Consider the following 14,023-nt stretch of genomic DNA (forward strand, 5'->3'; position numbering starts at 1 on the left):
TTAGTTCAGTTAGCCATCACACGTTCTGCTGTAGAGAGGGCAAAGGGTTTCCCATGTCCATCCAGCAGGGCACTGGCTACCAGCCAGACCTTCAATATATCGCCAGCTTTCGTTACTCGTTCCAGCTCTATTGGATCTATATTTTTTCCCTCTTGAATGGCTTGCAGCAGCTTCGCCAGATCTGCCTGACCACTATTCGGGACGATCTGTTTTACATTCAAGCTTAGAGCTTCCTGTTCAGTGTAGCCGTAGAGACGCTCGGCTGCAGGATTCCAGGCTTGAATATTGCCATCCAGATCCTGCACAGTTATGGCGTCACTCGAATCCCTTACAACTGCGGCCAAACGCATCTCCTCTTGCAGCGATTTTTTGATGCGGTCGATATCCTTTATCGCATCGATATCGATAAAAGTGATCACTGCGCCATCAATATGATTGTCCAGTGTCCTATATGGGCGTATGCGGACCGAGTACCAGTGGCCCTGATCATCTTCTATCTCTATTGACTTTGTGACCATCGTATCGATCACGTGCAAGACTTCCGACTCTAAATCGCCAATCTCAATATTTGGTTTGATATTACCGATAGGCCTGCCCACATCGGTATCGATAAGGTTAAGCAGTTTCTCCGCCGCTTGGGTAAACTGGCGTATGCGTAGATCTGGCCCAAGCATCAGGATCGGTAGATTGACACTCGATAACAGATTGGTCAGGTCATCATTGGAGCGGGCCAGCTCCTGATTGCGAGTCTCCAACTCCTCGTTGACGGTGGACAACTCCTCGTTGGCGGATTGCAACTCCTCTTTAGCGGTCTCCATCTCCTCGTTTGTGCTCTGCAACTCCTCATTGGTGGACTGGATCTCTTCATTTGCAGAACGCAACTCCTCATTGGTACCCTCTTGTTCTTCAACAATTGACTGCATGTATTCACGAGTAGTCGTTACTTCTCGTTCCAACTCGGCGTTACGTGCTGACAGAGCTTCGAAGTTTTCACTATCTCCAGGTGTTAATTCTCCAGCGACTGACTGCTCTATCGTTGGTGCCGGGTGTGGTTCGAACATCACCAGCAGATTATCCTCACCCTGGATCGCCCCGCCCAGCGACAACACCTGAATATCCACGCGCAGCGGTTCACCATCGACCTTTAATCGAACATTTTCCTTACGCACTCTGCCGCCCTCTTTGGTGATATTGTGGATAGCAGCACGCAATTCGACAACCAGATCCGGATGGGCAATCTTATATAGATTAAGGGAGGCTGCCCCATTTGAGGGTTCGATATAGGGCCAGGTACGTCCGAGAAATCTGACAACCATTTGGTCAGGATTGACAATAATCCCGGGAGGAACATATTTATCCAGCAGTAGACGGTCAGCCTCTCTCTCAAGATCGTAGACCTGTCCACTATCGTGGGTGATCTGAGGGATCTCAATAGTCACAGGATTATGATTCGATCGAAAAACCATATCGTTTTTGAGATGTGCAGCAACTGATTTCTTCTGGTATATCTTGGCTTTTTTATCTTTCAGGGCATACAGGTCAGCCAGACTGCCTATGGTTTCAGAAGAGCCAAGCAGTAAGAATCCATTGGGTTGCAAAGCATAGTGAAACACCTGCAACACCTTCTTCTGCAGTGTGCTACCTAGATAGATCAGAAGATTCCGACAACTGATCAGGTCGAGACGTGAAAAAGGTGGATCCTTAATCACATTATGCACCGCAAACACACACATATCCCGTAACTGTTTGTTGACTTGATAACCTCCTGAGACCTTGTGAAAGTAGCGGTTCAGGCGCACACGGGAGATCTCATCCTCTATATTTTCGGGGTAGATTCCACTACGTGCTTTCTCGATGGCGCTTTGGTCGATATCGCTGCCGAATATCTGGATCGGAAAACTAGTGACCCGACCACCAAGATATTCAATCAGTGAAATCGCAATTGAGTAGACTTCCTGACCTGTCGAGCATCCTGGCACCCAGATCCGGATTGATGCATCTTTTGGCCGCTTGTCCAGCAGCTTTGGAAAGACGCTAGCTTGTAAACCCTCAAAACTTTCAGGGTCGCGAAAAAAGGCTGTCACATTAATCAGGATATCCTGGAACAGAGCATCTATCTCTTGCGGCTCTTTCTGCAGCAAGACAATATATTGGGAGATCCGATCGATTTTGTGTAGCAGCATGCGACGATTTATACGCCGTTTAATGGTTGTCGCCTTGTAGTAGGAAAAATCGTTACCGGTACGTGCCCGTAGTAGTATGAAAATTTTATTCAGCTGTTCAGGCGTGGCGGTGAGAACCTCCTCATCATGGTCTACAGCTACACTGGGGCGCAGTGAAGCGTGTTTAGCAATCCGAACCAACTCCTTGGCAATCTCTGCCGGTGCTAAAACAAAATCGATACAGCCGGCTGCTACTGCATTTGCCGGCATGCCGTCATACTCTGCACTCTCGTTATCCTGAGCGAAGGTTATGCCACCGACCTCCTTGATGGCGCGGCAACCCAGAGTGCCATCTGAGGCTGTTCCTGAAAGCACAACCCCAACGGCTGCTGCACCTCGATCCTCGGCCAGACTCTGAAAAAAAACATCAGCGGGATTATAGTGTCGTTTATTATCGACATTAGGCAGGAAAATCAGAGTGTTATGTAACAGAGTCAATTGCTCATTTGGCGGTATGACATAGACATGATCAGGGGCAATGGTCATACCATCGGTAATCTCTACAACGGGTAGATGACAATCCTTGCTAAGCAGTTCTGACAGTATCGATTTATGGTTGGGAGAGAGATGCTGAATCAGTACAAAACTTATTCCTGAATCGCCAGGCAGCTTGGAGAGCAGAGATTTGAAAGCCTTCAGCCCACCAGCTGAAGCAGCGATTCCAACAATAGGTGTATCTATATGTTTTTCAGTTGTTTTTTTACTAGCTGATCTTTTCGGCTGCTTTTTTTTGCGGGAAGCGGCCTGAGTGCCACTTTTGGGTTTATTGCTACCGGCCATGAAGGTAATCCCTTAAATACAGATTAAATAGATCTGCGAGTAATCTAGCAGATTTAAACTTTCAGGTAATTTCCATGGTCGCGTTAGCAAAGAATGGTATAAACCGGTACCTGATCAAATGAATAAAACAAGCTAATGATCCCTATATTTCCAATTCTAGTTAATGCCTTGTCTATAGTCCATTAAGCTCAGAAACGAAGAGAGCATATTTTATCGGCAAGGTGTCGCTACAAAGCTTGCTCAGAACTCCCTAAGAGTTAATAGAGTTAGAACCACGAATAGCTCTATTTAAAGGCGATGTTTAATAACAGCTTTATACCCTGAATTGGGTAGGGCCCACCAAAAGCTATTGGAAGTTAACCATTAACCCGGCAATTCAATATGTCGGGTTGAGAATAGTCGATATGTTTCGACAAAGATATCTTTAATGGACTGTACAAACCATGCAGGGATCGAAGGAGCGGACAATATGTTGTACTGAGACTGGATCTTTCTCCCCTGCTCTGAGAGGAGCACCTTGTAGAGCCAATTCGAGGGCGCCGGGTTGCCCAGCGGCATCACGAGGTGAAAAATTCCAGGTGGTTGGCGCAACTATCTGATAGTTGAGAATGCGTCCGTGTCTGATCTTTATCCAGTGCCCCAGACTCCCTCGGGCTGCCTCCACCAAGCCAGCCCCTTGCGCTTCCTTGGGCATTGAGGCGTGATTACAGAAGGGCTCCTTGGGGTGGATCTCCCTGACCCAGGACTCCATTAACATCACCGCCCGTGCAATCTCCAACAGCCTGGCGATTACTCGGTTTCTTACATTTCCACCGCTTTGAGATACCAGATCCCGAATCAGTGGATGGCCATCAATCTGCTGTCGGGCCAAGGCACCGACCTCTATAACTTTGCCATCCAGACGAGGCGCCTTACACCAGCTATAGGCCTCTGCAACATCCGCATCGGGTAGTGTAATACCCTCGAAGGGATGCTTGGGGGCAGCCTGGTATTTCATCCAGCTGTGGCTGATATCCTCGGTAATCAGTGAAGTATCCAGAGCAGCCGCTCCCTGATCCCAGACACCTTGGCGAAAGCTATACTGACCCAGCAACTGGTAGGCCCCGTAACTCATAAAGCGGTCGCTGCCTCTTCCAAGTTGATCCAGTTTGAGTTGCGCTGCCACTTCAAGAAAAGATCTGAAATCGCTGTGGTCAAGGGGGTGATCAGCTATCCATTCCTGAAGCGCCTCGGCAGAAGCCAGGGCGTCGATTCTCTCCAGAGTATCACCAAAAAGCCGGCTCTCCAGGAAACGGCGAAAACCGAACAGTATCGCCTGCAGCCTGGCTTTCTCTTGCATCTCAATCGAGCGGCTGACACCACCGGGCTGTATCGCCAGACTATGGGGCCACTTGCCAGCCATCAATCCCATCAGGTGCATAAACTGAGCGCGGGCTGCCAGCATCTCAGGGGCTGCTGTACCGGTTTGTGCGCGGAACCGTTCTGCGATTCCGGGATACCAGGCTTCGTTACTGTAGGTCTCACGGGCAAAATCGGGCATGAAAAAGAGATAGAAATGGGTCAGATGATCCGCCACATTCTCATTCGCCAGAATCAGGTTGATTGATAGGTCGCCGTTTGATGGCATGGCAACACCTGACAACTCAGACAGGGCACGGGCAGCTGCAACCGATTGGGATACGGAGCAGATACCGCAGATCCTTGGTGTATAGACCAGTGCATCACCTGGGTCTTTACCTTGTAAGATCTGCTCGAAGCCTCGATAGAGGGATGAGGAGACTTGAGCAGAGGTGACCTGCTCGTTTTCTATCTCCAACTTGACCTCCAGATCCCCTTCCACCCGATTGAAGGGACCAACAATGCGTCGACTCATGATTTATCACTCAATTTACGGCTTGGAGGTACTCGAATATGGTCTGCCACTGCATTCTCTTTGAGGCGTTTAGGCGTAGCGGCCTTGGCTAATGAGGCCAGAGCAACGAACCAGGCCTTGGGCATATCGGTAGGCAAGCCAACCGGTATACCGGCAATCTTTGGTGTCTCTGTGAAGGGGTGTCCCGGCTCTTCAAAGCCTGGCGCAGTACAGTTGATGCAGGCGTATCCTCCCCTTAAGCAGGACCCTTCTCCATTCCACAGACGGGTATTGCAGTCGGCATGGGCCTGAGTGCCCAAGCACCCCATGTGCTCCATCATACAACCCAGGTCAGAGGACTTTTCGGCACTGGCCTTATATTCATAGTACTCATTGCGTGGGCAACCATGATGAACCAGATGATCTGCATAGCTTCGAGGACGACCATAGCGATCAAGGTGCTCATGCTTCAGCTCACCACAGGCGATCTGTAGCAGAGTTTCGCTGACCCAGTTGGGGTGTACTGGACAACCAGCAATATTGATAACAGGCAGCCCCTCCTGGTCAGCGAACTGCTTACCCAACAAGCCCCCTTCAATACTCTCATCATACTGGAGACCGCAGGATTCACTGGGATTACCGCCTGCTGCGGTGATGCCCCCATAGGCGGCACAACTACCAACAGCGACCACATGCCGCGCCACCTTGGCAAGTTTTTCAATCCATTGCATCATCGGTTGACCAGTACCGGCCAGTCGATGAAATTTACCGCTACCATTAGGTCCACACACCACCGAACCCTCGAGACAGAGCAGATCAAGAGGCACCTCTCCATGCAGAATATTCTGCAACAGCTCTATCAGTTCACTGCCTGAAGCTTCACTGATTGAAGGGTGCCAGAGCAGATTGATTCCCGCACTCTGCAGTGTGGTAAAAATATCCGGAGCCTCGGCACAGAGCAGAGAGAGTGTGCAACCGCCACAGCCGCCGGATTGCAGCCATAGCAGATTCAGAGGCTGGTGCTCAGTTTCAGCCATCGCCAGCTCCGTTGCGTGGAAGTTGAAGGGTAAAGATGGCGCCACCCTCAGGGTGATTACCTGCCTTCAGGTCCCCCCCCATATCTCTTGCCAAGCCGTAGCTGATGTAGAGTCCAAGACCGGTTCCCTTGCCTACCTCTTTAGTGGTAAAGAATGGGTCGAATATCTTTTTCAGATCCTGCTTTGGAATACCTGCGCCTTCATCTTTAACACTGACCAGGACGTTCTCATTTTCTTTAACACAGTGGATGGTCAGTCTTGGTTTTTGTTGTCCCTCCATGACATCGATAGCATTCTGCAAAAGGTTGATGAGAATCTGGTGAACCTGCCCCTGACGTCCGGTAATCAGAAATTCTCCCCTTAAATCAAATATGACTTCCAACTGCTCCCGCGCCGCTTTCACAACCCAGTGGATGGCTGTTTTAATCACTTGATGCAGGTCGAAGGATTCCTCACTCTCTTTTTGCACTCCGGAGTAGCGTCGCAGATCAAGTACAATGTTACTGATGCGTTCAGCCCCCTCCATGGTGCCTTCGATCAATGGCCCCATATCCGATTCAATGCGATCGATACGATGATTTTCACGAAGTTGTTGATGAAGTTCAGGTTGCAGGTGACCCCCTACTTCAGTCAGATAGCCGTTGATCCTTTCAGCGTAGCGTTTCAAAGCATGCATATTTCCGAACACAACACTGATTGGATTGTTCAACTCATGAGCAACACCAGCCACCAGGCGACCGAGTGAAGCCATCTTCTCAGAATGAACCAACTGCTCCTGGGTCTGTTTCAGATCGCCATGCGCCTTGTTGAGTTTCTCATAGGCTCGTCTCAGTTCTCCAACGGGCCGGCCTATCAATACCATACCCATTAGGCGTCCTTTAACGTCGTAACGGGAGGAGCAGTTCATCGCCAGAGGCATGGTGCCCCCTTCGAGGGTTTGCAGACTCACTTCACAATCGACAATCGCATCACTGCCTAATTTTTCTGCGAACCCACCTACCAGTGATTGCGACTCAGAACCGAAAAGTTCGACAAAAGATCGATGCAACCATTCGCTTTCAGGTTTACCGGTCAGATCCTCCAATGCCTGATTCACTTGCAGGATACGACCCTGCACATCACAAACAATCAGTACCTCTGTCATCGACTCAAGTACGCTGCGGATAAACTGTTGTGTCTCTTCCAGCTCCGCGTTCTTCTGTTCCAGCTCCACTTGATAATGCACCAGATCGGCATAGACCTTATCCATCTTCTGAATCACATCGATCCAGGCATGCTCAGTGGATTCGGTGAATTCCATTGGTGTTTCCATACCCACCTTGTCGATCAGGCTAGTAGTTTGAGATAGCTTGGTCTCTGTCATAACTGCTCCATGTTAATGGGTCATTGATTCCGGGTCATTTGAGTGTATTGATAAGGTATGCATCTTATGGTTTTACTGTCGATGTTATGGGTTTGGTGCGGCAGGGCCGCACCCTACGTCATATTGGTAATGTACCTGTCGAACCAATTATTTCTCTAATGGCTCAGACCACCATATCTTCATCATCTCTAAGCTGTTCGATCTTCTCCAAACCATAACGCTCCAGTTTGCTGCGCAGACCGACACGTGAGAGCCCCATCTCTTTCGCTGCCTGGCTCTTATTCCAACGATTACGAATCAGACACTCTTTGAGAATACGAGCCTCTAGTGATTCAACACGCTCCTTGAGTGACCCTTGCAGCTCACCCATCATCAGCATATCGGCTTCATACTCTTCAGGCGCGGCTCTCAAAACCCTTGGCGAGAGTAGATCAGCGCCAAGTAAATCACTCTCCCCCATCACTAACATATGGCGGATTTCGTTCTGCAGTTCCCGTACATTACCGGGCCAATGGTAGGCCTGCATACAGGCCAGGGTTTCAGTAGTAAAGCCCTCAACTTCTTTGCCCAACTGTTTGATTGAGGCCTCAAGGATAGTGTTGGCGATCAATGGAATATCTATCTTGCGTTCGCGCAGTGCCGGCAACTGTATCGTTACTGAGGCCAGTCGGTAGTAGAGATCCTCACGAAATCGTCCCTCTCTCACCTCTTGTTCCAAGTCCCGGTTGGTGGCAGCAATGATGCGTACATCAACCTGCCGGGTCTGACTGCTGCCCAGCGGGCGTATCTCACCCTCTTGCAACACTCGAAGTAACTTCACTTGAAATGCGGGTGAAACTTCCCCCACTTCGTCAAGAAACACCGTGCCACCATTGGCTCGTTCAAACAGTCCGGCACGATCTTCCACCGCTCCGGTAAAGGCGCCTCGTTTATATCCAAACAACTCACTCTCCAGCAGTTCGTCGGGCAGTGCGCCGCAATTCTCAACCACGAAGGGTTGTTGCCAACGATTACTGTTGTAGTGCAGCGCCCGGGCTGCCAACTCTTTACCTGTTCCGGATTCACCGGTCAGTAACACAGAGATGTCATAGGGTGAGACTCTTCGTATCTTTTCGCAGACCTGATTCATGCAGCTTTGGGGGCTGCGTACAATCTGATCATCGCAACTGTAATCCTCACGCAGTCGCTTGCTTTTTTTATCCATCAACGATTGCAGACGACTGGGGGACATCTTCAACTCGACACTGAGAACCTCATTCTTGCGCTGTAACTCGAATAGTTCAGCTGCATTCTTCAACAGTAGAATCAGACTGTCCGGATGCCAGGGTTTGGTAATGAACTGGTAGATACCCGCTTCATTTACTGCGCTGATGATATCTTCAGAATCGGTATAACCTGAGATGATCATCCGAATCACATCGGGCCACTGTTCACGAACCTGTTTTAGAAACTCCACACCAGTCATATCGGGCATACGCTGATCGCAGAGGATAAGCTGCACCCATTTGCTCTGCAGAATGAGTCTGGCCTGTTCGACATTCTGAGCAGTCTGAATATCGAAGTCATCCTCTAAGATTCTCTCAAGCGTCTCCAAACTGCGGACTTCATCATCAACTATCAAAACAGTAGGACGTGGGCTCATGATGCATATTTCCAGATTGTGTCACTACGACGATGTCGAGCGATCGTCAGTGGTGTGCGGGACTTGGCAACCTTGTGTACAAAGTTGTACCGGGCAATATGGTAGCTTGGATCAAAGCCGTAGAAATTGCGTTTCATCTGTTCCAGTTCCTCTTCCCTGTAACTAGACAGGGGTTTTTGACGCTCATCCGCACTGCGGCGAACATTCTTATAATGTAGACGCTTTGCAAACGCTGGTGCACCTATCATCGATACCGCAAGACGTTTGACCTGAGAAATGAATAACTGACTGCTGCTATCAACGACCCGATCGACCAACTGCAATTCAGCAGCCTGGGGTACACCCAACGGCAGACGATTGTTGACGATGGTTACAGCATGCTCTTCCCCGACATAGCGGGGTAGCAGATAACTCCAATACTCTGAGCCATAGAGGTTTCCCATATCCTTGTAATGGGGATTCAGGATCACGCCTTTTCTGGCCCATACCTCATCCGCAGCCCTGGCCAGAAAAACACCTCCGGCGCCTGCATTGCCTTGCAGAGCGGCAATTGTCAGATGGCTTTCAGTGGTAACGATTTCCAGCGCAAGATCATCAATGGCATTGATGTTTTCCCAAGAGGCATCAGCGGGACTGTCAGCCGCTTCAATGCAGTTGAGGTGCATGCCGTTCGACCAGTAATCGGGGCCTCCTAAAAGTACAATCGCCTGGGTATCACACTGCTTTGCAAGACGGTATGCATCGAGTAAATCCTGACACTGCTTGGTACTCATAGCACCGTTATAAAATGGAAAGTGTAGATAGCCGACCCGGTCAGCCTCTTGATACCAGATTTCACGGTAGCCACTCTCTTCATCCGCTTCGATTTCAGGCAGATTGCTCACCTCATCAGCCAGCAAGAGGCTGGCAGGCAGTTTAAAGTGATGCTCGCCGTCACAGGCTTTGAGATGACCAATCCAGACAGCGCCATCAAGTGTGGCAATACAGATCCCTGCACCGCATCTGGCAATGAGCTCACCAGGTTTGCCGGATAGTCTGGACTCTGCCCTGACATCGTAGAGATAGAATGTCTGGCCAAAGAGTTCCTGTTTAACCCCTGGCATACCATCAGCGGAGTGGATCTTTTTGATAACCTGATCGGTAGTATCCGAGTTCCAGTCGATAGCGCGTTCTGCCTGAGGCATGAGCGGCTGCCAATCTCCACTGGTTAAAGGGTCAAGATGCTTCTGGGACTGCGGTTTATATTCACCGCCCTGAAAACGATCAACCGCAAGCAGCACAGCTTGCACCGCGGCTTCTGTTACTTCATTTCTGTAGAGACTGCCCTTGCTGGCCTGGCGCATTTCAAACTCACAACTGGCCCAGATATCACCACCATCCATTTCGCCATTGGCCTGTAAAACAGTCACCCCCCAACGGGATTGCCCTTGAAGAATCGCCCAATCCAGGGATGATGGCCCCCGATCACCGGGTATACCGGGATGCACCACAAGACAGGTCTGGTTACGCCAGATCGATTCCGCTATGGCCCGCTTCAGGAAAGGGGCAATAATCAAATCGGGTGTAAAAAGAGAAACTGCCTCTTGCGCAACTGTATCGTTGATATCAAATTCGACCGACAGCTGATGGCCTTGAGCTTCAAGCTCTATAAACAACCTCTGGGTGAGGCTGTTAAAAGCGTGTGTCAAAAACAGTATACGCATTGATATGACCTGATCAGCAGATTCTTGGCAGCTGTTCACCGGAGAGCCAGTCAACCACCCGGCTGCCACCAAACAGCGTCTCCATCTGCACAAAGTGGTGAGGATCTTCGGTTACCCGCCCAATGATGGCGCTCTCTCGTCCCAATGGATGCTGTCGCATAACCGGCAATAACTGCTCTGCATCTTCTGCGGAACAGATACAGATCAACTTACCCTCATTGGCCACATAAAGCGGATCCAGACCAAGCAGCTCACAGGCGGAAGCCACTGCCGGTTTGACTGGAATATCCGCTTCAAGCAGATGCATACCGACTTGAGATTGACGAGCCAATTCATTCAATGTCGTCGCCAGACCACCCCGGGTGGGATCACGCAGACAGTGAATGTCGGGCGCTCTATCCACCATCTTCTCTACCAAGTGGTGCAAGGCAGCTGAGTCAGAGGTTAACGTTGTCTCAAAGGTCAGGTTCTCCCGGCTCGACATGATGGTCACACCATGGTCACCCATAGTGCCGTTAACCAGGATCACATCACCAACCTGAGCGCGGTCGCCGGAAATAGCGACCCCTTTCGGCACAACTCCGATACCTGTGGTTGTGATGAAGACACCATCCCCCTTACCTTTTTCCACCACCTTGGTATCACCGGTTACTATCGGCACACCCGCATCACTGGCAGCCTGGGCCATACTGATTACGATGCGCTCCAGATCTGCAAGAGGAAACCCCTCCTCCAGAATAAAGCCTGCAGAGAGATAACTGGGTCGGGCACCGGACATAGCCACATCATTGATGGTGCCATGAACCGCAAGGGAGCCGATATCGCCGCCGGGGAAAAAGAGTGGCGAGATAACATGTCCATCCACACTCATCACCATTCGTCCGGCGTCCACTTCAAAACTGGCCTGATCATTGGCCTGCCGCAGTAGTTCGTTGTCGAAGTGTTTTAAAAACAGCTCTTCTATCAACTGCGCCATTGCTCGTCCACCACTGCCATGGGTCATGTCGACCTTAGCATTACGGGTATCGAGTCGTAGCGGAAAAGGTTTTACAACCGCGTTCATAGGATCACCTCAGTCAATGATCTGTTCATGCGCTTTTTGTCTCCGGTAGACGAAAACGCCCATAACTCCAATAAGCCGCGCAAGCCCCTTCAGATGAGACCATACAGGACCCCATAGGGTTATCCGGTGTACAGACCACACCAAACAGCTTGCAGTCGGTAGGTCGTTTAGCGCCACGCAGGATGGCGGGACATTCACACCCTTTGACCTCTTTGGCCTGGCTCACCGGAATCTTAAAACGTTGCTCAGCATCAAACTCCTGGTAGTCCGATTTAATGCGTAAGGCACTGTAGGGCACCATGCCCAAACCACGCCACTCAAAACTGCGACGAAGTTCGAATACATCGGCAACCAGCTTTTGTGCCTTTCGATTACCGTCACGGGTCACTACCCGGGTATATTCATTCTCTACTTCAAAACGCCCCTCATTCAGTTGACGAATCAACATCAATGCAGACTGCATAACATCCAGGGGTTCGAATCCGGCAATCACAACCGGCCGTTGAAACTCTTCGGCAAAAAACTCATAGGGACGACTGCCGATGACTGAACTGACATGAGAGGGACCAAAGAAACCGTGAATAGAGACAGAACCAATCTCTCGTACTTCAGGCGACTCAAGAATATTTTGTATTGCTGCCGGGGTCAGCACATGATTACAAAACAGACTGAAATTTTTCAGCCCCTGCTGTTTCGCCTGCTGCAGTGCGACAGCACTGGGAGGGGTGGTAGTCTCAAAACCGATCGCCAGAAAAACCACTTCCCGATGGGGATTTTCCCGAGCGATCTTCAACGCATCCTGGGTTGAATAGACCATTCTTACATCACCGCCTGCGGCTTTGACTTTGATCAGACTGTTACGTCCGCTTGCCGGTACACGCAGCAGGTCGCCGTAAGTGCAAAGAATGACATCCTCAGCTTCAACCAGATGAATCGCACTATCAATACGTCCCACCGGAAGCACACAGACAGGACAGCCTGGCCCATGCACAAAGCGCACATTGTCCGGCATCAGATCCTCTACCCCATAACGGAAAATCGCATGGGTATGACCACCACAGAACTCCATCAAATTGTAGTTTCTGTCAACATCAACCTCTTGTCTGATCGCTGCCGCCAACTGTTTTGCCAGTTTGTGCTGTCGAAACTCATCTACATATTTCATGGTGTCACCCCGGCCTGGGCAAAGAGTTCCAGAGTTCTCTGCGCCTCTTCCTCGCTGACTTTATTGAGTGCATAACCTACATGGATGAGTAAAAAATCATCCACTCTTACATCATCAACCAACGCCAGGGAGACCTCCTTCTTGACTTCACCCAGCGCTACGGTTGCGTTATCCCCAAGCTCATTGATGGCGACAACTTTTGCCGGTATGGCCAGACACATTTTCGTTTACTCCAGCAGTTGTTGGTGCGGCAGGGCCGCAGCCCACGTCTTTTTTTATAGGTAGGGTGCGGCCCTGCCGCACCAGCACCTCTAGGCCGTTTTCGAGCGATATCCAATCAAAGCCGTCTGCCGTGTAGCGACAATCCACTGATACCATGCCTCCATCCCTTCACCTGTCGTTGCAGAAAGCTGCAGCACACGAATACGGGGATTGACCTGCTGGGCATAGGCGATACAGCGCTCAACATCAAAGTTCAGATGGGGTAACAGATCGATTTTGTTAAGCAACATCAGATCTGCAGCATGAAACATGTCGGGATACTTGATCGGCTTGTCTTCCCCTTCAGTCACTGAAAGTATCGCCACCTTGTGCGCCTCACCAAGATCAAAAGCTGCAGGACAAACCAGATTACCAACGTTCTCTATAAACAACAGACTTTCATCTTCCGGCTGTAAACTCTGCATCGCATGTCCAACCATGTGACCATCCAGATGGCAACCTTTACCAGTGTTGATCTGTATCGCCTTGACTCCGGTAGCGCGAATACGTTCTGCATCATTGGTGGTCTGTTGATCACCTTCGATCACAGAGATGGCGTGCTCAGCCTTCATATCTTCAATTGTACGGGCCAGCAAAGTGGTTTTTCCCGAACCAGGACTGGATACCAGGTTTAAGGTATGAATCCCATGTTTACTGAAATAACGACGATTCTCAGCAGCGTATTGATTGTTCTTACCCAGAATATCCTGCTCGATCTGAACCATACGCGATTGTGTCATACCCGGTGCATGAGCATGGGCTGGACCCTGACCATAGTCGTGGGTATGTTCATGATCATGCTTCTGTTGATGGTCATGATTATGATCATGCTTATGTTCATGAATTGTTGTTTCACCTTCACTGCATCCACAGACAGTACACATCGCTGTTTACCTCAATTGTTAATCTGCATTAACGAAAATTCTTTAACTGAT

The 14,023-nt window shown here is 49.9% G+C and carries 10 protein-coding genes; all 10 read right to left on the bottom strand.

Going from position 1 to position 14,023, the window contains the following annotated elements:
* Positions 1-5: 5 nt before the first annotated feature.
* Positions 6-3,002, bottom strand: coding sequence for a chemotaxis protein CheB (locus AC4IE7_RS08105; RefSeq protein WP_490776315.1), 2,997 nt, complete (start codon positions 3,000-3,002; stop codon positions 6-8).
* 424 nt (positions 3,003-3,426) lie between these two features.
* Positions 3,427-4,875: a nickel-dependent hydrogenase large subunit gene (locus tag AC4IE7_RS08110; protein ID WP_490776316.1), complete on the bottom strand. Its 1,449-nt coding sequence runs from the start codon at positions 4,873-4,875 to the stop codon at positions 3,427-3,429.
* Complete coding sequence (locus AC4IE7_RS08115) at positions 4,872-5,891, bottom strand: NADH-quinone oxidoreductase subunit B family protein (RefSeq protein ID WP_490776317.1); 1,020 nt, start codon at positions 5,889-5,891, stop codon at positions 4,872-4,874. The genes AC4IE7_RS08110 and AC4IE7_RS08115 overlap by 4 nt, the downstream gene beginning before the upstream one ends.
* Positions 5,884-7,254, bottom strand: coding sequence for a PAS domain-containing sensor histidine kinase (locus AC4IE7_RS08120; protein ID WP_490776318.1), 1,371 nt, complete (start codon positions 7,252-7,254; stop codon positions 5,884-5,886). The genes AC4IE7_RS08115 and AC4IE7_RS08120 overlap by 8 nt, the downstream gene beginning before the upstream one ends.
* A 163-nt stretch (positions 7,255-7,417) precedes the next feature.
* The gene (locus tag AC4IE7_RS08125; protein ID WP_490776319.1) at positions 7,418-8,896 is read right to left on the bottom strand and encodes a sigma-54-dependent transcriptional regulator; all 1,479 of its coding nucleotides are present in this window, start codon (positions 8,894-8,896) and stop codon (positions 7,418-7,420) included.
* Positions 8,893-10,599 carry a hydrogenase maturation protein gene (locus AC4IE7_RS08130; protein ID WP_490776320.1) on the bottom strand — a complete coding sequence of 569 codons (1,707 nt, stop codon included), beginning with the start codon at positions 10,597-10,599 and terminating at the stop codon, positions 8,893-8,895. The genes AC4IE7_RS08125 and AC4IE7_RS08130 overlap by 4 nt, the downstream gene beginning before the upstream one ends.
* A 13-nt stretch (positions 10,600-10,612) precedes the next feature.
* Positions 10,613-11,662, bottom strand: a complete 1,050-nt coding sequence (hypE, locus tag AC4IE7_RS08135; RefSeq protein WP_490776321.1) for a hydrogenase expression/formation protein HypE — start codon at positions 11,660-11,662, stop codon at positions 10,613-10,615.
* 25 nt (positions 11,663-11,687) lie between these two features.
* On the bottom strand, positions 11,688-12,827 hold the full coding sequence (hypD, locus tag AC4IE7_RS08140) for a hydrogenase formation protein HypD (RefSeq protein WP_490776322.1): 1,140 nt from the start codon (positions 12,825-12,827) through the stop codon (positions 11,688-11,690).
* Complete coding sequence (locus AC4IE7_RS08145) at positions 12,824-13,048, bottom strand: HypC/HybG/HupF family hydrogenase formation chaperone (RefSeq protein WP_490776323.1); 225 nt, start codon at positions 13,046-13,048, stop codon at positions 12,824-12,826. The genes hypD and AC4IE7_RS08145 overlap by 4 nt, the downstream gene beginning before the upstream one ends.
* 90 nt (positions 13,049-13,138) lie before the next feature.
* Complete coding sequence (gene hypB, locus AC4IE7_RS08150) at positions 13,139-13,972, bottom strand: hydrogenase nickel incorporation protein HypB (RefSeq protein WP_490776324.1); 834 nt, start codon at positions 13,970-13,972, stop codon at positions 13,139-13,141.
* Between the last annotated feature and the right edge of the window lie 51 nt (positions 13,973-14,023).

This window comes from Candidatus Thiodiazotropha sp. AKAK3, from assembly GCF_058244645.1.